Source organism: Ruminiclostridium cellobioparum subsp. termitidis CT1112, from assembly GCF_000350485.1.
Lineage (GTDB): Bacteria > Bacillota > Clostridia > Acetivibrionales > DSM-1351 > Ruminiclostridium > Ruminiclostridium termitidis.
In genome coordinates, this window is record NZ_AORV01000018.1 from 84,312 (window position 1) to 105,381 (window position 21,070).

General features: G+C 44.8%; 13 protein-coding genes. All 13 read right to left on the reverse strand.

Going from position 1 to position 21,070, the window contains the following annotated elements:
• Positions 1-242 precede the first annotated feature (242 nt).
• On the reverse strand, positions 243-1,838 hold the full coding sequence (locus CTER_RS03970) for a dockerin type I repeat-containing protein (protein ID WP_004623826.1): 1,596 nt from the start codon (positions 1,836-1,838) through the stop codon (positions 243-245).
• A 151-nt stretch (positions 1,839-1,989) separates the two neighbouring features.
• Positions 1,990-3,582 (reverse strand): cellulase family glycosylhydrolase, encoded by a 1,593-nt coding sequence (locus CTER_RS03975; protein WP_004623837.1) that lies wholly within the window; start codon positions 3,580-3,582, stop codon positions 1,990-1,992.
• 100 nt (positions 3,583-3,682) lie between these two features.
• Positions 3,683-5,257, reverse strand: coding sequence for a glycoside hydrolase family 9 protein (locus CTER_RS03980; protein ID WP_004623847.1), 1,575 nt, complete (start codon positions 5,255-5,257; stop codon positions 3,683-3,685).
• 26 nt (positions 5,258-5,283) lie between these two features.
• Entirely contained in the window at positions 5,284-6,552 is a 1,269-nt protein-coding gene (locus tag CTER_RS03985) for a dockerin type I domain-containing protein (RefSeq protein WP_004623799.1), read from the reverse strand.
• Positions 6,553-6,581: 29 nt separating this feature from the next.
• Positions 6,582-8,909, reverse strand: coding sequence for a glycoside hydrolase family 9 protein (locus CTER_RS03990; RefSeq protein ID WP_004623824.1), 2,328 nt, complete (start codon positions 8,907-8,909; stop codon positions 6,582-6,584).
• A gap of 94 nt (positions 8,910-9,003) precedes the next feature.
• A complete protein-coding gene (locus tag CTER_RS03995; protein WP_004623784.1) occupies positions 9,004-10,491 on the reverse strand; it encodes a cellulase family glycosylhydrolase in 1,488 nt (495 codons plus the stop codon).
• Between the two features lie 31 nt (positions 10,492-10,522).
• Complete coding sequence (locus CTER_RS04000; RefSeq protein ID WP_004623782.1) at positions 10,523-11,095, reverse strand: cohesin domain-containing protein; 573 nt, start codon at positions 11,093-11,095, stop codon at positions 10,523-10,525.
• A 171-nt stretch (positions 11,096-11,266) separates the two neighbouring features.
• A complete protein-coding gene (locus tag CTER_RS04005) occupies positions 11,267-13,906 on the reverse strand; it encodes a glycoside hydrolase family 9 protein (protein WP_004623852.1) in 2,640 nt (879 codons plus the stop codon).
• Positions 13,907-13,991: 85 nt separating this feature from the next.
• Positions 13,992-16,127: a glycoside hydrolase family 9 protein gene (locus CTER_RS04010; RefSeq protein WP_004623817.1), complete on the reverse strand. Its 2,136-nt coding sequence runs from the start codon at positions 16,125-16,127 to the stop codon at positions 13,992-13,994.
• A 30-nt stretch (positions 16,128-16,157) separates the two neighbouring features.
• On the reverse strand, positions 16,158-17,537 hold the full coding sequence (locus CTER_RS04015) for a glycosyl hydrolase family 8 (protein WP_004623846.1): 1,380 nt from the start codon (positions 17,535-17,537) through the stop codon (positions 16,158-16,160).
• 128 nt (positions 17,538-17,665) lie between these two features.
• On the reverse strand, positions 17,666-19,825 hold the full coding sequence (locus CTER_RS04020) for a glycoside hydrolase family 48 protein (RefSeq protein WP_004623851.1): 2,160 nt from the start codon (positions 19,823-19,825) through the stop codon (positions 17,666-17,668).
• A gap of 127 nt (positions 19,826-19,952) precedes the next feature.
• A complete protein-coding gene (locus CTER_RS28690; RefSeq protein WP_004623822.1) occupies positions 19,953-20,603 on the reverse strand; it encodes a cohesin domain-containing protein in 651 nt (216 codons plus the stop codon).
• Between the two features lie 97 nt (positions 20,604-20,700).
• Positions 20,701-21,070, reverse strand: a 370-nt coding sequence (locus CTER_RS28695; RefSeq protein WP_004623810.1) for a X2-like carbohydrate binding domain-containing protein, incomplete at its 5' end; no start/stop codon positions are given.

A 21,070-nucleotide genomic window follows, 5' to 3' on the forward strand; every position in this document is an offset into this window, starting at 1 on the left:
CACCTCTTTTATTTAATGTGTAAATACCTTCTAGCTATAGAACAATTTAAAAATCTAAGCTTAGGTTATTAGATACCACTTTAATTTTGCTGTTAAACATGAAATTATATTTAATTTACCAATTTTGTAGAACACTTTAAGAAAAATTCCAGGAAGGAATCCAAAAAAAAGTGATACGAGCCCTTTGGTTAATTGTTCAAAAGGCGCTCATACCACTTGCTTGCAGTATAAAAATCAAAGACTTACGGCACTGCCATTTCAAAGGCAACACAGTAATTGGGCTGTGCAATTCCGGTGGTACTTCCTTTAAAGGTATCGGAATCCTTAAGCAGTCCCCACCTAACAGTTCCGTTTGTTCTTTTTGTCCCGCCTGTGTTATTTGCATAACCTACCTTGACACCTGAAGACGGAAGATCACTGGCACATGTGATTTTTACAGCATTACCGGATATTTCAACCGAACTGATTGTAATACGTCCGCTGGCTGTACTCACTTCAAAGCCTTTTCCGTTTCTCCACTCCGTCAGGGTGCTTTGATTTGGAGCAGGCAGGGTTGTATCCCATACCAGAGGTGCTACAGGTACATGGAAATTGACTGTGATGACCCTTCCGCTTTTGCTCACACTTGTGGGCTGGAGCGGCTGCCAGTCTTTGCCAAGTACTACCTTTTCATAATATATCTCACCCAATTTTTCACCCAGCTGCTGGTAACCGCTTGCTACCAGATGAACTCCGTCACTGTAGTAAGGGTACTGGTATTTGGGACCGGTACAGATGATATCTCCCGGATGGTCCAATCCAACTCTCCACTGCTGCAGAGTTCCCGCCGAAGTCCCGCTGTTGCTCGGGTATGCATGCTGCTGTGAAACAAACAGAGGAATGCTTTGAGATTGTCCGGTTATTGCCCTGATATCCTGATTGTAGTCCGACCACAACTTGTACAGGTCGTTTCCGTAGGTAGAACTTCCGGAATCGGTCTCACCGTGAGTGATAATTATTGCACCCACTCCGTAGGTTTTTCCTTCAGCGGCTGCCAGCCGCTTGATTGCATTTACTTCGAAAATGGAAGCAGCATAGGCACGGCCCACAGAACCCGTATCTGTTGCGCCTTTCTTTATTGCAACCATTCCCTGCCCCGATTCGCCGACAACCGTATGTGCCGTTATGTAATCCTTGCTGAAATTTGACTGAACCAGAGCTGTTATTTGATTGGCCATAACGGTATGAGGAGTTTCACCGTAAATATTTCCCGGGTAAGGTCCCGGATAACCCGTAGCATAACTGCGTATGGGTTCTACCAACGGTACCATCCTGAGTGAAGTACTGTTTGGATTGAAAGGAGGCACCGTCGTGTTTCCAAGGGAAAGCTTGAGATTGTGATAGGGCTGGGTGGTAGTCACGGCAGGATTGGCCTGTGCACCCACCGAAAGGCTCTGCCCCGTTCCGATGACTCCTGCCCAGTTCCAGGGAATGTTTACCGGATTGGACTGGTCAACAGGGAATTTGTCTATCAGCCCCAGCAAAAACTGTTTAAGCAGGCTGAGATCGATTGCTGTTACCGAATCCTTTCCATCCAGATCGGCAATTATCTCTCCATCCGTTACCGGGAAGGAATCAATAGTTTTCAGCAAATACATTTTAAACAGTGAAAAATCAAGTGCATCAATACTTCCATCTCCATTTACATCACCGTATTTGTAATTTGCGGCTGCATTAGCCTCTGAAGCATATGTGATTCCAGAAGTGAGAAAAAATGAAATTGCAAAAACTAAAACCAATAAAATGAGAAGACTCCTTCCAGAGGCTTTTTTACCTGGGCTGTCAATTATTTTACGCATATTAACCTCCATGAGCCACATTTGTGGCCACAAAATGTAATGAAAACTTATATCCTTTATCGCAATGTAGCGAATAAAGGAGGTTAATTGGCCATGTGCGCTTTCAAACTAACCTCCTCCTTATACCTTCATATAATGATATGATAATGTTTTAGCCATTGAGTACTTTGGCTTTCAGAAGTGCAAAATCGATGGAGTTTATTTCCCCGTCATTATTCATATCTGCATTCTGTTTGTTGATTATTGTGTCGGGGTTCAAAATGTACTGTTTAATTAAGGCACAGTCCAGCATATCGACTAATCCGTCGTCATTTGCATCTCCGGTTAATACAACAGGATTTTGTGTACCGTAATACTGCCCCAGTGAAATTCCGTTTGAACCAAGGGGTACCTGATGGTCAAGCCCGATGAACTTTCCGTTAGACTGCCATAGTGCCGGCTTTAACAATCCATATTTGGCCTCATCCCAGGTTGACCAGTCATTGCCGAGCAATCCTCCGGTATCACCGGAATTAGGGTTGATACACCAGAATGTATGGTTTATACGGTTCTTGATCATATAGTCCCGCAGTAAAGTCATCCATTTCTGATTTTTACCGCCATCCATAAAGCCACCCCATTCTCCGATCAGAAGCGGCGCGATTTTCTGGTCGTCAATATATGCCCAGGTGTCATACCAGTAATCATCCAGCAGGGTCTGGGTGGTAAAATCCTTATCAAACCAGGACTGATTGTATACCGAAGGCCCGTAGTCATGGGGAGAGTATACCACCTGGCTGTTCAGGGAACCTAAATTTATAGGGTAATCTTTGACTCCCCGCAGGTTTCCGCCCCACCAGCCGCCGTTCCAGGGCGCAGCATCACCGGTGGCACCCCAGACATCAGGGGTATCATAAGTATATCCTTTTTCAGTTTTGGGATATTGTTCAACGCCTTCGATGACAACCAGGAGTTTCGGATTTGCCGACAGGATAGCCCTTGAACACCGCTCGGCAGCATATTTCCAATTATTTTCATCGGTAGAATTATCCCATTTTGCAATATCAGTAGGTGTTTCCTTGGCATAGCCGCGTTTTCCGTGTGGTTCGTTTTTCAAGTCCATGGCCAGAATGGTATCATCGTTTTTGTATTTGTTGGTCAGCCATACCAAAGTATCTATCCATTTATCGGTGGTTATTGTTCCTGCCGTGGAGGTGCTCAGACCATACCAGAGAGGATACATATGCCCCGAATTGTTTGCATCCGGACTGTGTACGTCTATCATCACCTTTACTCCAAGTTCCTTGCAGTAGCCCATAATTATGTCGAAAATCTCCATGCTGTTTTTGGTTTTGCCGGTGGCAGAGTCGTAGAAATCCGGATTGCATACATGATAGGGCGGATTATTTGACGCCGTAACACTTGAAACCTTGTTAGGGTTACCGGACATCCAGCTGTATAAAAGTTCGGTTGAAATGGGTATTCTTAACAGCCCGATTCCTCTGTTTGCCACGCTGGTCAAAATGGTTTTAACATCATACCAGGCCCCGTGAAATACATTTTCACTGCAGTTGAAACCAAACCAGTTGGCACCGGTCAGCCAGACTTCATTACCATTCATATCATAAATTTTATCACCTGAGCAGTGCAGCCAGTCGTCGTTATTGCTGGCGGCGGCATACACCTGGCTGGTATTTGCAAAACCCAGCGTAATAATAATGGCAAATGTGCAAAGCAGAGAAATTACTTTTTTTAGTTTATTCATAATTATCCAAACTCCTTTCACAAAAGAAAATTATTTTGTAAAAAGCCGGAGCAGTATTTGATTATTTGTTTATAAGACAAAAACTGCTCCGGCCGTCATATTACATCAAAGCTTTCTTTAAAAGTGCAAAGTCAATGGAATCCACAATACCGTCACTGTTCATGTCGGCATTTGAAAGATTTATGCCATTGCCGTCCTGTGTCAGCAAGTACTTTTTAAGACTTGCCAGATCGAGAGCATCAACATTTTTATCATTATTCAGGTCTCCTTTTAATACAGGAGGTACCACTCCTCCGAAAAACCTGAGGGAGCCTGCCAATGCTCCTACCAGACCTGCATTGTAGTCTATGGCCACTTCTGTATACTGATACTGGGAAGCGTCGTCCAGGAATCTGTCACTCTGATCGGGGCCGCCCACCAGAGCACCTGTAAGCAGGTGTTTTGCAGGTTTAAGGTTGTCACCGTTGGCATATGTGTAGCCGTTGGCCGCCCTGTGGTGCGGATGGGTGCACCATTTGTTTCCGAAACCGATGATATAGGACATATTTGCAGGATTATTACCCAGTATGTAATCAATCTGACTTTTGGCCATATTGAGCAGTGACTGGTCAGGATTCTGCTTGCAGTATATCAGCATTACCATTGATTCGGCAGCTGCGTAACGCAGTACACCCCAGTTGGTAAGATATTTCAAACCGCCGGGTGTTGTGGTCAGCTGATTTTTCCAATAGTTGAAATTAAACTGCACAGCATCCTTGTATATCTGCTTGTCGGTTATCTGCGCCAGCCTGAAAGCTGCCGGCAGGTACATGTCATCCCAGCACATGGTCCATTTATCCTGCAGTTTGTTTTCGTTCATGGTGTTTCCTATGGTGATAAACTGCTCGGCGTCAGCTATATAGCTGCTGTCATTGGTTGCGGTATAAAGCCATGTGGCCCCCCAGGCCAGGTCATCCCCATAACTGGTGGATTGATAGAAGGACTGCCCGTTGCCTACGCCTTTATTGGCCTTTCCCATGGCATACAGTTCTTTTGCGGCTGTCAGGCACTTATTTGCATAGGCAGAGTCAATATTTTTGTAATTCAGGTACATAAGAGCAAGCGCTGCAGTTGTCTCGCCCAGAATATCCGAAGCGGGACTGCCTGCATCGGCTTTGTACAATGTCTGTCTGTTTCCCGGCTGCTGCTCAGGTGCGCCCCAATAGGTATGATCCTCATTCCCCTCACCTATCTGGTAATAAAAAGTATTTGCATTTGGATGGCATTTCAGGAAATAGTCTGTAAAATATTTCAGCTGTCCCAGCATTTTTGCAGTATTTCCCGTTGAATCGAATACGTCCTTGAATTCGTAAAACGACCAGCCCAGGACAGCAGCTGAATATCCCTGGGGAAGTCCGAACTTCACATGATCTCCCGCATCATGATAGCCGCCTGTCAGATCCAGGCCCACATCACTGCCGTCATGGGTATGGCAGGCGCCCCTCCAATCAAAGAAATTGTTTACTCCTGCATCATTACCGCATTTATTGGCATCGTAGAAAATTATTGAATCCTTGAAGGCAGTTGAATAGTCAGGATTTGCTGCTGCAAAAACACTGCCGGCCGGAAGCAGCGAAGTTGATACTAAAACTCCGCTCAGAATTAACGCACCTAATTTAGTAAATTTATTTTTCAATTTTAACACTCCCTCGTATTTTGATATTACCGTACAACATCTGAATGCTCTCTTCCAAAATCTATGAAGTCATTCCCGATATAAGGTTTGCAGTCATAGGCTCCATCGTTCCAGGACCACAGCAGATATCCGGCATAGCCGTTCTTATAAATGGCGTCCAGTACCTGTTTATGGGTCATTCCCAGGGATGAGCTCTTAGCATCCGGCATCATTTCGCCTATAATTACGGGCTTGTCCAGGTTCAGACTTGATGCAGGAGTTGTGGTCGGGTTAAAGTATGGGGTTGCCCAGTCATACCAGTGGAAATCATAGAAGTCGAGACCCAAATCGTCCCACAGATCATATTGAGCACCCAGCCACTTCATATTGGCACTTCCGAAGCTGACAGGCTGCTTTGCATATTGATGTATGTAGGCACATGTAGTTTTAATATAATTTCTCATTGCCGAGAGGGGGAAGCTTTCGCCTTTTCCGTTGGGTTCGCCGTTATCGGCCTTGTTTACTATCCACTCAGGTTCATTGATGATATCCCAGCCCATTACACCCTGGTGATCTCCCAATTTCTGAAGAATGGGTTTCATTGCGTTATCAAGGAAGCTCTGAAGAACCACAGGATTATCAATGATATCGTCATGATCAACGGAGTCATCATTTCTGGCACAGTCAAAGCTTGTAATTGTCCAGTAAATTTTTACGTTCTTTGAAAGGGCATAGTCACAGGTCTCTTTCATATGGTCCACCCATTTGTCAGGAAGGCCGGTGCACAGGCTGCCTTCATTTGCACCAGACCAGATAGGGCCGTAAGCCAGATCTGGGAATACCCACCACCTGAGCGCACGGACACCCTTGGTGGACATTGTATCAATATCGCTCTTTATCCTTGCAAAATTTGATGCCCAGTTGTTGTCCGAAAACTCATAGGACCAGTTGTACCATGCGTAATTGACCCCAACAGGATATAATTTCTTTCCGTCCATCCAGGTAATTCCGATGCCTGTTTGCTGCTGCTCCCCGGAAAACCTTGTAATTTTTCCTAGCAAATATTGTTTTATTTCGGCAAAGTCCAATGCCTCGACTTCTCCATTGGCATTGACATCAGCAGCTATGTACGCATTTCCGGTAAGTACGGATGTGCCTAATAAATGCTGTTTTACAGCTGCCAGATCGAGAGCCGAAACCTGATTATCATTGTCCACGTCACCAAGTTTTACTGTTCCTGCCGCCGAAACTGACGATGGAATAGCCGTAAGGATTATAAGTACTGCTGAGAGCACCAAACCGATACATTTTTTCATAACTATACCTCCTCGTTAAAATTTGTAGTTTACGAATTAGCAAGTAAAAGTCTCATCAATGCTATGAGATCAAGTGAGTTTATTTCCGAATCCTTATTCAGATCCCATACACTTAAATCAACCTCGGTAGTGGGATCAAGCAGGTATCTCTTTAATAATGCATAGTCAAGAGCATCAACATTTCCGTCTTTATTCAAATCCCCGGGCTTTATTTCTGTTCCTCCGGAGGAAGGCTCCTGCCCAAACATTTTTACGCCGCCCTTAAAGACTGATATTCTCTCATTTACAGCATAGGTCTTTGTAATATCTTTTCTGCTCCAGTCGTTGGTTGTATCCCAGTGAGTCTTCCAATTGGAGTCCTGAGCGGCAACCAATGCAAATTGAAATTCCCTGTCGCCGTAGAAAGAATTCCCGCTCCAGTCGATTTCGATATAGTAATCTCCGTTGGCTTCATTCCATGCAAAGGGTCCCTTTATTGCCGCAGCTTTTCCGTCAATGACACCGGCTTCGTCATACATGACCTGAACATCCACATTCTTTATTGTTTGGCCTGCACTGAGCATTTCGGAGATATTAAAGAAATATCTCAGCTTTAAGCCGTCGACGAATTGAGGAGGTCTGCTGGTTTCATTATGGATATTAACAGTAATCTGCGTTCTCTCGGCATTCTCCTGTTCCAGCTTTGATTCTGCATAGAAATCCACGCTGTCAGGCTCCTTGGGAGGGAAATCTGCCAGAGGTTTCTGGCCCTGGCCGTAATATTTATACAGCCCTGCCAGTGCACCCACGAAGCCTGCATTGTAGTCAATGGCAACCTCGTTATATACAAAGTCTGTGGTCTCGTCCACATGTTTATCGGTGGCATCAGGACCACCTACCAGCGCCCCCCACAAAGTATGCCTGTGTTCCTTGGGATCCAGCATGCTGAGTGTTTTTGAACCATGTGCTGCCCGGTGGTGCGGGTGTTTTGCAGAAATGTCCGAATATCCTACTTCATAACTCCTGCCCATGGGGTTATCCCCCAATATGTAATCCATCTGGGTCTTGGCCCAGTCGGATACATCCTGTTTTCCGGCATATTTGGTATATACCACTGCGCATAACTGCGCTGCGGCATTATATCTTGCCGAGCCCCAGGTATTTATAACCTTGAAGCCGGCTGGAGTACCTGCCATGAAAGTTCCGTCACTGGGATTTTCATGCTGTATTCCCGACCAGTATTCAAGGTTCCATCTGAAGAAATACCAGTCTCTCTGGGTATTTGTGATGGGGGCTAATTTTGCGAAAACACCGCCCCAGACCGTATCCCATGAATGGACCCAAATATTCTGCCAGTTATCTTCAGGTGCATTTATAATCTTTTTCAAATATCCCGTATAACGTCTGTCGCTGCCCACAGCCGTGATGTCATTTATGTAAGCTTGATCTCCGGTGGCGATATTCAGCCATACGGCTGCCCAGGACATTTCGTCGTCATCGTAGGACGAATTGTAAAAACCGCCTGAATATCCGCAGCCACGGTATTTAACCGCAAATTTGTACAGGGCCTTCGCAGTGTCCAGACACTTCTTTGCGTATGCCGGCTCTGTGTCCTTGAAATTCAGATAGTTGACTGCAAGTGCGGCAGCAGCTCCCGAACACTGGTCACTTGCGGGATTTTCGGAAGTTGCAAAATATGCGGGGCGCTGAACCTTCTCCTTTTGATTCAGTTCGGGGGGCTGCCACCAGTTGTGGTCTATGTTTCCTTCTCCAACCTGGTAGCAGAAGGCCACCACTTCACCATTCTTGTCAAGAAAGGTTGAACGGAGCAAATAGTCATTTCCCCATTTGAGGATATCAATCATATGTTCTTCTTCATTTATCTGTTTGAAGGAATCCCTGAACTCATAGAAACCCCAGCCCAGAGTCGAAATGGTATATGATTGCGGCAATCCGAACTTGACATGATCTCCCGCATCATGAAATCCCCCGTGGAGATCCAGTGTTCCATCGCCGTCAGGGTCAAGAACCGCCCTGTTTTTGTCGATAAATGCCTGGGAAAGGTTGGTGCCCACAGAATCCTTGTTTTTAGGAATCAAGGGGACCTGGCTGTCTTCAACATGGCAGTCGCCCCGCCACTCAAGCTTTCCTCCCGTTATTCCGGGACCGCACTTTTCAGCATCATAGAAATATAATGATTTTTGCAGTGCTTCGGCATAATTGAAAGGAGGAGTCGAAGACGCGGCATAAACACCTGTGCCTGTGAACAAAGTGGCGGTAATGGCCACTGTGGTGGCAAAACTTATTGTCTTTTGAAGATATTTTTTTAATGTCAAGATAATCACTCCTTTGCTGCTATATATTTGGACCTGAAACATAACGCCCTGTTATGTTTCTTTATTTGATCAATTTAATCTGTCTGATTTATATAAATGCATTTATCACGGAATTTTTCCTGAAAGGATGAACACATTACTTCCCCAGCAGCAGCTGTTTGAGAAGTATCATATCGATAGCATCAATGCTGCCGTCGCTGTTCATGTCTGCTGCTGATCTATCAATAGATGTGCTGCCCCCCAGCAAATACATTTTCAAGACTGCCAGATCCAGAGCATTTACATTTCCGTCGCTGTTAACATCTCCTGTTTGGATTTCAGAACCGGCACCCACATGTGTACCGGTTTTTCCAAGGTTGATTTTATGATCAAGTCCTATAAACTTGCCGTTTGTATTCTTCCACAGGGAACGCTGGACCAGGGCCAGCTTTTCCATGTCTATTTCATTAAATTCATTTCCGAGGAAAATCCCGCCGGTATCGGCAGAGTTGGAATTCAGGCACCAGAAAGTATGGCTGATTCCGGTATCTTCTATAAAGTCAGTCAATGCAGTCATCCATTTTTCATTGATCCCCTTGTCCATTCTGCCTCCCCATTCTCCAACCAGTACAGGAGCAATATTTTCCCCGTTGATATAGTACCAATTGGGACCCCATACATCTCTCAGCAGGGTATCCTTGTTAAAATCACCCTGGAACCAGGACTGCATCCAGACACTTGGCCCGTAATCATGGGGGGAGTAAACCAGCTGGCTCTGACGGGAACCCAGGTTGACGGGATAATCCCTTACACCCCGGAGATTGCCTCCCCACCAGGTATAATAGTATTTGTGTTCATCCTTTTCCGCATAGGTATAACCCTCATATGGATATGTTTCAACACCCTCAACTACAATAAGCAGATTTGGATTGATATCCAGGATGGCCTTTCCAACCTTTTCGGCTTCGTATTTCCAATTATTTTTATCCGTTGAACCGTCCCATTTTGCACCATCGGCTGCAGTTGGCTTCCCATACGGTTCATTGAATAGATCCATCGCGATAACGGTGTCGTCGTTTTTATAGTGTTCTGCCAGCCACTTCCAGCTGGCTTCAAAATCCTCAGCTGTGAAGGAATTCCCATACCAGAGACCGGTTTGATATGAATTGGTCGTTCTATGCATATCCAGCATTACCTTTAGTCCTATTTTTTTACAGTAGGCAATGGATGCGTCAAGAATTTCAAGGGTATTCAGGCCTTCCAGGCCGGGATTGTAAAAAATGTTGACAGCTGTTGTTTGAGGATATATTCCCTTACGCCATTGGTTCACCAGTTGTAAGGATAATGGCACCCTCAGCAGATTGAAGCCGTTATCTGCCGCCGTATCAAGTATAAACTCCATTTTTTGACTCCAAATTCCGTGATAACACTCATTTGGAGTCTCAAAGCCAAACCATGCTATACCGGTTAACCTTACCTGGTTACCATATTTGTCAAAGATTTTGTTTCCGCTGACATGCAGATAATCGTCAGAGTTGTCAGCCGCATCCTGGGCTGAAACCATTTGAACCTGTAATATAAAAGCTATTGCAAGGATAAATGTGAAAATTATAATAATTTTTCTCTTTTTTGCCGAGAAAGACATTTATACCACCTGCCTTTAAATTTAAAGTGGTTTAATCAACTTTTATTCCGCCTTCTTTAAATACGGCATTTATCCTGTTAAATGCCGTATCCCCGAACGCACCGGAGGTATCGCTGGCTATTGCGGCTACTCCTTTTTTGGCGTTCTCTTTAATCTTAAAACTTAAATTTGTAATAACTCCCGGTTTTGTCACCGAGTCCTTTCCGTTATTGCTGCACGCAAAAAGAAAAGTGACGGTACCGGTTTCATTGTTGATTGTATAATCAAAATCAGCTTCACTTACAAGCGCAGCACCTGGTTTCACTTCAACGGCTTCAAGGATGCCGGTGTCATATTTGATATTGAAATTAAAACTTCCGATACCTTTTTCAGGAACAGTATTCACACTTACGGGAATGGTTACGGTAGAACCGCCTGTTCCGTTTCCTGAACCGATCTCAATCTCCGATTCTCCTCCTGAAGCCTGGATAACGGTTGTGGCTGCCTGATTTGCACTAACATCCGAAACCTTTGCCGTTTCCGATGCAGACATGTAATTGACCCCGAAGATTGTTATAACGCAAATACAAATTATTATCACAATTCCTAATAATATTTTTTTCATATTGACCTCCAAAGCCATATTATGGCTTTGAGCCGCAATAGCGGCCACAAATAGTTATGAAATATGTTAATCGATTTCCATATAGCTTCTAATGTTTTTTGTAATGAAGGACAAGAACTATAGAAGCCCAAATACACAAGAACTTCTATAGTTCAATATCCTTACCCGAAACTAGCCTTCTGCAGGGAATTTGGTGATCATACCCAGCAGATACTGCTTATATATTGCAAAGTCAACTGCGTCAATGGATTTGTCTGCATTCAGATCAGCTGCTGCAAGATCTATTCCTGTTGAATCCTGAGTCAGCAAATACTTCTTTAATGCTGCGAAATCCAGAGCATCCTTTGCTCCGTCCTTATTCAAGTCACCGAGACTTATTGTTACAACAGAACCTATATTCGGTCCCTGTTCATCCAGATATGCGCTCATCCATGCGAGAGGAGCATTCCAGTTGATAGTTATTTCGTTTGTTGACCACGATTCAATATTATCCATAAAGCATTTTTCAGCGGGTCTTACTCCCGGCTTCCAGCCCGAACCCTTAACCCATGGATCCTGCAAACCGGAATTTGGACCACCTGACAGACATCCTGGAGGTGCTTTTGGGAAAGTATTATCGGCCTGATATGCCCAGAAACGGTGGTGAGGATTTTCCAACGGGTTATCCCCGTAACCTGTTACATAGCTCTGGACATTGGGGTTACGTCCCAGAATATAGTCCATGGCAGTAACCGCGCCGTTGATATACTTGGCATTTTGTCTGTTGCTGAATTCATAAGCATAGGACATTACAATAGCCTCATTGACAACAAAGGAGTTTGACCCCCATGGGAAACCGGTGACAGTTGAACCGTCGAAAGGAGAAGAAATTACTTTTTCTTCGATAGGCACACCGTAACCCTGAGCATTTTCTATGGAAATAAACTTATCTGCCGCAGCCTGTATATTGGCTTTGGCTGTAGCAACATCAGATGCAGGGAGACTGCTGGGTACAAGAGCAAGTGTTATTGTGCCCAAGCCTGCCGTATTTCCCCAGTCAAATGCACCTGTAAGGCCATTGTCTTCACCGCCCACCAATTCGGTTGGCATTTGGAGATAGTGAGGAGAACTCTTAATATAATCCAAATACTTGGCGCTTCCGGTAGTGGCATACAATTCACAGGCTGCCCAGTAGAAATCGTCCAGAACATAATTATCTCCGTAGGCACCGCCGCCCGGTCCCTGTTCCATACTTGCATAGATTGCAGGATGAGCTACAGCTGCGTTCCATGCTGTTTCGGCAGCAGTAAGACATTTGCTTGCAAAAGCGGCATCATACTGCTTCCAGAGACGTGAACCCTGTGCAGCTATTGCGGCCAGATTTAACGTAGCAGCAGTACTTGGCGGCTGCAGATAACGTTTCATGGTATCCTGGTCGGGACGTACTGCAAGAGCTGTCCAGCGCTCGTCATGTGCTTTATGATGTGCCATACCTGCCAGTTCATTTCCGGCCGGTACCTGCATATTCAATAAAGTCTTCAGATTGTAACGTGTTTCGTCAAGTATGTCCGGCCAGCCGTTTCCGCTTTCAGGTATGTTTAAGGTACCGTCTGCGAAAGGAGCGACAGCTGTATTGCCATTTAAGTATAAAGCGCGTTCATAGGAATTCATTACGGTCCAGGTTGATATACCGCCGTTTACAACATATTTACCGTGGTCGCCTGCATCGTACCAACCTCCGGTAACGTCAAGTGAATAATTTGCCTTGTAATCCTTTGTGGGATCAGGCTGGAGGATATCACTGGGATGTCCTGCAGGACGGGCCCATTGCGCCTGGTCACAGTACGGCAGCTTTATTTCTATGGCGCTTCTGTTATGGTAGAAATATTTCATTGCATCATATTTCATCTTGGTATAGATGTCATTGCCGATGGTAAACGGCATACTTTCTGCCGGGGTCACATCAGCTGTGGCTGCTCTCAGCTTATAGCCGGTGCCCGGAGTAGTATAGGATGAAAAATCAATAACGTGCACCTTGTCACCGGATGCGTGATCAGCACCCTTTACAGTCGATTGACCCTGTGCGACAACAGTACCCTGGCTGTTAACCAGCGTCCAGTTCACAGGAGTTGTCGAACTGGATACCAAAGTTGCAACCTTTGCTGAGTTGGGATAAAATCCTTCCTGGTTTAAACGGACAGCATTGGTGGGTTCTGGAATCTCATCCGGATACCCCTTGAATTGAGGATCCTTTACATAAATATCATCAAATGTAAAAGTAGTAGCCTGGTAATTTTCAGGTGATACAGTATTTTTTTCAGGAGCAAGGTGGAATGCAAATTCACAATTGCTCTTTGTGCCCTTATTCATTGTAAAGGTCTGGGTTACGGTTTTTGGTGTGTTGGCTCTTAATTCCAGGAAATGCCATTGCTGATCCAAATTCCAATATTCATCATATGGATCTCCCTGATCACCTATTTTGGGGTAAATCTTGCAATCCCTGTTGGCTGTGACAGTAAACTGTACAGTGTAAGTATGTCCCTGCTCGATGGTAAGACCCCTGTGACGGAATTGTAAATCCCATCTCTCCCCTGTTCCCATGGGCCCTATTTTTTCGCATTTTATTACATACTTGCCCTGATCTGTGATTTCGAAACTTGCCTTGGCGGGGTATGATTCGACCACATGCCATGGAAGGCCTATGTTGTTGTCGAAGGTGTGGTTTCTGATAATATCTCCTGCACCTACCACTGCAAATGCAGAGGAACTAAAAAAAACAGACAGCAGAATTACCAGTGCGAGAACCATCGCAACCTTGTTGAAAAACCTCATTGTCTTTACCTCCTCGTTTTTGTATTTTTTGGGCCTGACCCGGCATAAATTGCGCAGGCCAGGCTTTAAAACTTATTTTTTACATTCAGCTTGCAAGCAATTTTTGCTTAAGCAGAGCAATGTCCAGGGCATCCACATTTCCATCCTGGTTCATATCGGCAGCTTTCAGGTCGATACTTTGACCGCCGAACAACAAGTATGACTTCAGGGCGGCAAAATCTAACGCGTCCACATTTTTATCCCCGTTGACATCGCCCGGTATGAATTCTCCGCCGCTTCCCTTTGGAGGTTCATTACCGAAAATCTTCACGCCATTGTCATAAATAGGTATATTTTGAACGGTGTCCACAGTACTGCTGGAGGGCAAGTCCTTATATGAAAAGTCATTTTTAGGATCCCAATAGCTGGTACCCTGCGGTGCTGAAATTCTGAACTGTACTTCTCTTCTGCAGGCCGACTGTCCGCCCGGATATATGTTTTCACCCGCCAGATCAACATTTACATAATAGATATGTTTAGCCGTATCCCAGGGCAGAACTTTTGAGACCTTTATGTTACCCTCCGCATAATTGGAGTTGGTTGCAAGGCTCAATGGATCTATGTTGGCTGCAACAATCTCAGACAAATCCATAAAATATTTGAAGGATAATTTGTCTGTCACCCTTGCAGGCCATCCGGTCTGATTGTATACGAGTGCTTTGATTTCGGTGTAATTCGGGCCGCTGGAGTTCACACCGGCCTTTATAATGACCTCATCGTTGGTTTTTGTTTCAATGGCCTTGAAATTTGCAATGGGAGTTCCTCCATATTGCTTATACAGTTTTGCAAGAGCACCTGTAAAACCTGAATTATAGTCACAAGCCACCTCATTATTTACATAATTGCTGATTTCATCGGTATAACCGTCACTGCTGTCAGGTCCCCCCACAAGTGCTCCATAGAGGGTATGCCTGTGGTAGGTAGGAGAATTCATCTGATCGGTCCATGAACTGTGAGCTGTTCTATGGTGCGGATGCTGAGGCGGATTCTGGCCAAAGCCCACAACATAGCTTCTTCCGGTACTGCCAAGGGCATAGTCTACCTGCTTTTTCAGGAAGTCCTTGTATACAGCTGCTTTTGATGCCGTACAGCCTTCCCACTCAGCATAGACACCAGCTAAAAAAGCCTGGGTTGTTGAGTGTCTCAGGGAACCCCATTGGGTCAGCCATGCGAGACCTTTAGGTGAATATGTGATTTTTTGGCCGTTTACTCCGGTTGTCCAAAAATCCAGATTCATTTCAATGCTGTCCTTGTAGATCTGCTTATTTGTGATCCTTGCAAGCAGAAGTTCCGCACCGTAATGAACATCATCCCAGCACTGTCCCCATTTATATGAGATGGTATCTGTCTGGGGTTCTTTTCCCCAGCTTGGAACATAGGATTCTGCCTTGTCCAGATATGAACTGTCTTTTGAAGCAAGATAGATCCATACTGCCGCCCAGGACAGGTCGTCGTAAAAGCTTCCGGAAGTATAGAAACCGGATGCGGCTGTATAGCCGGCATCACTTCTTGTTCTGTCAGCCAGCGCAAACAACTCTTTTGCATGCTTCAGGCACTTTTCGGCATAGGCAGGATCGCTGTCCTTGAATACTACCGCCGCAGATGCCAGAGAAGCCGCTGTTTCGGCACACACGGCCGAGCCGGGTTTTGAAGCGTCCACTCTGAATGAAGGCCTGGCCATCTGCATTACTTCTGCCGGACCCCACCAGGCATGATCCCTGCCTCCGTCGCCGACCTGATAGTAATATACATCTGCCGACGGATGGCATTTAATAAAGTAGTCATTTGCCCATTTTATGGCATCCATTATATATTTTGTCTGGCCGCTGCTGTCATAGGCATCCTTATCTTCATATACCGACCATGCGAGCATTGAAGCCGTATACGACATGGGCAGATTGAACTTTACATGGTCACCGGCGTCAAACCAGCCTCCTGTGAGATCTACTCCCACATCAGAGCCATCCTTCAGCGCAGAATCACCTCTCCAGTTATCTCTCTTGTCGGCCGGAAGGACTCCGGAACGTTGAAATTCGTAAAACATGATTGACTTCTGGAGAGCCTCCCCGTAATTATAGGTTGGAGCCGCGAAGGTAACGTTTAGCGGTATTACCGAAGCCATTACAGAAAATGTCAGGGCAAGCCCTGCCAATCTTCTCAGTTTTCTTTTAATATTAATCATATTTATCACTCCTAGAAAAGTTTAAAGCCATTAATTAAGAAGCTTTAGTTTCAGCAGTGCAATATCAATTGCGTCTATGCTGCCGTCACTGTTCATATCAGCATTTGAAACATTTATATTAGTGAACACCTGTGTGAGAACGGCCTTCTTTAATTCGGCAAAATCCAATGCGTCAACGGTATTATCATTGTTGACATCACCTTTTAATTCTTGTTGAGGGGTATATTTATATAAGTTTGGGAAGTTACCTGTAGTATACAGAAGTGCCATCAATCTCAGCGAATTTCCATAATAAGTGTAGTTACCGCTGTCTTTGACTCTTATACACTCATTATAAATATTTCTGGCATAGGTGGCATCCTCGCCTGTCAACGCTGATGCGGCACAACAGCTGACAAAGGTTGCCGAATGGTTGGAACTTATCTGGCTTCCTGAAATTGTGTACCCATCCTTTATGTTTGAAACACCGATGTTCTTAAAAAAGTTGGATATCTGATCACAATTTGTTTTGGCTTTTTGAGTTCCATACCAGCTGTAATCTATGGCAGTCCTCCATTGGTAGCGGATGGCATCATATTTAAAATCGAAACCCCGTCCGCTTGCCTGTGTACCGTTTGCAGTGCACCAGTCAGGAACAAGACCTGTATTGCTGTTCTTTGCCCTGTCCACAATCTCATAGCACTTGTCGGCCACGTTATTCCACGCAGTGTTGCCTGTAAAATCGGCAAAGATTCTATACCAGGCAGGGGCAAAATAGGATGGATTGGTACAGTTTGAACCCCCGAAAGTGTCTCCGGGCTTCAATACGTAAGTACCCTGTTCAACCATTTTAGTAAAGATCTTGCTTATGTAGTTCTTTGCTTCGGATTCATACTGTATTGACCCGTTTGATCCCCATTTTTTATGTGCAAATACAAGGGCTATGGCAATATCCTCGTCCGCATCGGTTGCAGCTCCGATACCATCCGTGCCCACAATATTTCCGCTGGAGTCAATATGCCAGGACATCAAGCCGTTTGAGTTCAAAAACAATTTTACATATCTGTATAAATCGTCAAACAAAGGTTGCTCCCCGAAGTAAACTGCAAGAATCATACCATATCCAAGACCTTCCGAAACGGTATCAAAGCTTGTGGAGGCATCCCGTTGAACCCTTTTGTAACCTTTTGCTCCACTTGTTGTTATCCTCTCATTCTTCCACTGCTCCCATTCAGTCAGCAACAGTTGATCGGCAGTTGACTGGTTGTCAGCCAAAGAACTGAAAGTACCGTAGGGATATTTGGAATCATAGGGAAAAGGCATATTATCAGCCGCTGCACTTGCCGGCAGGCATGCCGAAAATATATTGAGTGAGAACAGTGAAGCAATAACAAGAGTTTTAATTCTTTTATACTTAAATTTTCTGATCATGTCTTATACCTTAAACCTTTATTTATTTGTTTTTCTGTAACCCATAAGCCCGGATAGTACAGGAAATCAACTTCACATACATGTCCGGACTTAATGGGTACAGTTTAGCTATTTACCGGTTAATTAAATTAATTACCTGCGTTTAACAGCTTTATCTTTAATTGGGCATAATCAATAGCATCAACAACTCCATCACTATTCATGTCGGAATTCTCTACGTTGATTGTTGCTGATCCATCCAGCAGGAATTTTTTCAACACTGCCAGATCAAGAGCGTCTACAGACTTGTCGTTATTTACGTCACCCTTTAAAACATCGACTGCTGCCGGGAACAAGACTGCATAAACACCATTTGCTATTGCAAATTCGCTCTGGGCCCAGAAGCGGTGGTAAACCATTGTAGGATTGACTCCGGCTTTCAGGTCGGCTTCAACTCTCTGCCAGTCAGGATCCTGCTTGTATTTGGAACGGATATCTATAAACTTGATGCCGGGCTGAATCTTGTCACCGTTGGCCATAGTTCCGGACCAACCCTGGGGAACATATACTTCCTGGTCAAGTAAACGATGGTAATCGGAACGGCTTTCAGGCACTGAGATACCCTTGCTGTCCTGATAGTTATTCCACATGCTGTCCAAAAGCTTCTTGGCATTGTTCTGCGAGGTTGTATCTCCTGATGCGGCTGCATAATATGCAAGAGTATTTGCAAGTGAGGATGCACATCCAAGGTCGGTACCGTAGCTTACTACTGATACGTGAAGATTTGGATTTCCTGTGTATGTGCCGTTCCAGGTATCGGGCTGACCCTGCCAGCCAATCTCGTTAGGAATCTGGAATGTGCCGTCAGAGTTAAACCTTATAACGGAATTAGCCCATTTTGCCCACTTGTCCAGTAAATTCTTAACTTTTACATCTTTTGTCTGATAATAGTACTCAGCCATACGCTGCATTGACCATACCTGCATTCCAAACCAGGTGTTGCTTCCTGGGTCGGCGTATACGGGATTATCTTCATAGCCCATTCCATAGAAGGTTGAAACATTGGAAGGCCAGGTCTCATAGCGTCCATTATATGAATTGCTGGCACCACCGGCTATTGCGCCTTCTGCAGACTGCAGCCACTGGTAGAATTCAATTTGTCTGGATAAGCTCTTTGACCAGTCGCTTGCACCGTTGGTTGACTTTGGCTTAAATGCTGCATCATTTGAAAGTACCCAGGCAGTCAGAGGATTCTGATAGCCAAAGTGGTTGTGGCTGCAGCCTATTATCCATGCCCAGTCGGAGCCTACTCCTCCGCCCCATGCATAGTACCAGGAAAGGAGATAATGTGCGGCATCGTAGCCTGTACCGGCGGTAGACGGCGAACCTATCTTTCTGAAGTACTTGTCAAACATGGAATATCTAAGGTAGTCACCCATTTTTGATGCCTTGCTGACATATTGGCTGACATCCTTGCCCTGATCCTTTGCCCACAGGTTTGCCCAGTAGGTTGCCTGTACTGCGCGGGCATCGGCATCGGGAGCATTGGTATATTTAAATTGTTTTGAATAGGAATTATCACCTGTAAACAGGTCAAGGAATCCGTTTTTACCTCCGAAGTTCATAGCGTCCCAACAGGGTTGAGGTATGGTTTCCCAGGTTGACTCCTGTTCACCTCTTTGGAATGTATTGATATATGAAGGTTTGCTCTTTCCGTCGGCTCTTTGTCCGTAGCCGTACCAGTTATCGGCATCCAGAAGCCAGTGCATTCCATATATCATATTGTTGCCGTATGCTGAAACCAGTTCTCTGTTTATAGGATCTCTTCCTACCGGTGCACCTGTATCCAGTCTTGCCGGATATTGACTTGGCAATTCCCATTCAGGAGCATATGTTGCCGGCTTGTTGGCATCGTATTTGCTCATGCTGGTATTGGGTTGATCCTGAGCTGATGGAATTATGTATTTTTCAGCTATGTCCCAGGACTTTCCGAAGCCTGAGAAATCACCGGTAAATCTTCCATTCATAGCTTCCAGCCACATGTAATAGCTAAAGGCTTCACTTGTGGTGACATGTCCGTAATCAGGTGCTTCAACCAGCAATGTTTCAATGGAATGGTAAGGAACACCTTCAGGACTGAAATATTTATTTGCAGGATCCTTGATTTTTTGATACATGGTTTGAAAACGATTTTGATATTCGGTATTAACCGGACCGGCAGCTGCAGAGATGCTTGTAGTTGCCATCACCGACAGGGTCATGACAGCTGCAATAGCCGCAGAGCCAAATTTTTTTATTCTTTTTCTCATTTCTTTCACCTTCCTTAATAATGTGTTTGATTACAGGCGGTTCAGTTTTGCCTGAATCAGCCTGTAGTTTTTTCCCTGCTGTATGCCTTTGTATACAGCAGGGCTGTTCATAATTTAAGAAACCGGATTAGAATTTAACACTTCCGTTTACATATGTAACGTCTGTGATCTTTGACATACTGCCGTTACCAAAAGCTCCGCCCGTCTTGAAGTTAACAGGTGTTGTCTGGCTGGTAGTTCCTTTTATTTTGAAAGTGATTGTTACAATATCGCCGTCGCTTGTTATCAGCTCGTTTCCGATTGTGTTGTCAAGGAATACTACGCTGATAGTGCCGGTGCTGCTGTTAATGGCACTTGACAGGTTAACGGCGGGATTCTTTACTATATTTCCGGCCGAAACTGTTGTAGCTTCCAGCAGATTCGGATCATAGGTTATATAGAAATTACATGTTCCAACATTTCCAACCTTTGATACATTTGTCAGTGTAACAGGTACTGATACAGTATCCCCGGTTTTGCCGGCAGCTGTGCCTATGGTTACACCCAGGCCGGTGAACTGTGGCTTGGAATCCTTGATTGTTAATGTCAATACAGGATTGGCTGTTACTCCGAAATCAAAGGTAAGTGTTTTTGTGCCTATTGCAAGAGTATTGAGATAGTTCTTTGAAATAACTACAGTATTACCCGATACAGTGTAGTCGGTACCCTGTACCAAACCGGTTATCCCCTTGAAGGTATTTCCGTTCGGTGTCAGTGTTACTGTGACATCAGCGGGCACATACTTGTCAAAGGCAGCAGCTGCAGGAGTTATTGCAGGTGTACCTACTGACGAGGTTACGGTAATAGTTAAATTAGGATTGGATGCTACACCAAAATCAAAAGTAAGTCACCTTTGTACCTGCTGTAAGAGTGTTGAGGTAATTCTTTGAAATCACTACGGTATTACCCGATACAGTATAATTGGTACCCTGTACCAGACCGGTTATTCCCTTGAAGGTATTGCCGTTAGGAGTGAGGGTTACAGTTATATCGGCCGCTGCACCCTGAACAAAAGTTGAGGTTACAGGAGTAATGCTTGGATTTAAGGTACTGGGAACTGAAATGGTAACGCTGCCGTCTGTCTTGGTGACATTATTTATCTTGTTCATAGCGCCGTCGCCAAAAGCTCCGCCCGTCTTATGGGTTACAGGTGTTGTGACATTCTGTGCTGTGCTCTTTAAATTAAACTTAATATTTGCGAACACA

Bases quoted from the DNA above. Each gene is read 5' to 3' on its own strand.
- CTER_RS03990 (WP_004623824.1), bottom strand. From the start codon at position 8,909: ATGTTTCAGGTCCAAATATATAGCAGCAAAGGAGTGATTATCTTGACA.
- CTER_RS04010 (WP_004623817.1), bottom strand. From the start codon at position 16,127: ATGATTAATATTAAAAGAAAACTGAGAAGATTGGCAGGGCTTGCCCTG.
- CTER_RS04020 (WP_004623851.1), bottom strand. From the start codon at position 19,825: ATGAGAAAAAGAATAAAAAAATTTGGCTCTGCGGCTATTGCAGCTGTC.
- CTER_RS04015 (WP_004623846.1), bottom strand. From the start codon at position 17,537: ATGATCAGAAAATTTAAGTATAAAAGAATTAAAACTCTTGTTATTGCT.
- CTER_RS04005 (WP_004623852.1), bottom strand. From the start codon at position 13,906: ATGAGGTTTTTCAACAAGGTTGCGATGGTTCTCGCACTGGTAATTCTG.
- CTER_RS04000 (WP_004623782.1), bottom strand. From the start codon at position 11,095: ATGAAAAAAATATTATTAGGAATTGTGATAATAATTTGTATTTGCGTT.
- CTER_RS03975 (WP_004623837.1), bottom strand. From the start codon at position 3,582: ATGAATAAACTAAAAAAAGTAATTTCTCTGCTTTGCACATTTGCCATT.
- CTER_RS03995 (WP_004623784.1), bottom strand. From the start codon at position 10,491: ATGTCTTTCTCGGCAAAAAAGAGAAAAATTATTATAATTTTCACATTT.
- CTER_RS03985 (WP_004623799.1), bottom strand. From the start codon at position 6,552: ATGAAAAAATGTATCGGTTTGGTGCTCTCAGCAGTACTTATAATCCTT.
- CTER_RS03970 (WP_004623826.1), bottom strand. From the start codon at position 1,838: ATGCGTAAAATAATTGACAGCCCAGGTAAAAAAGCCTCTGGAAGGAGT.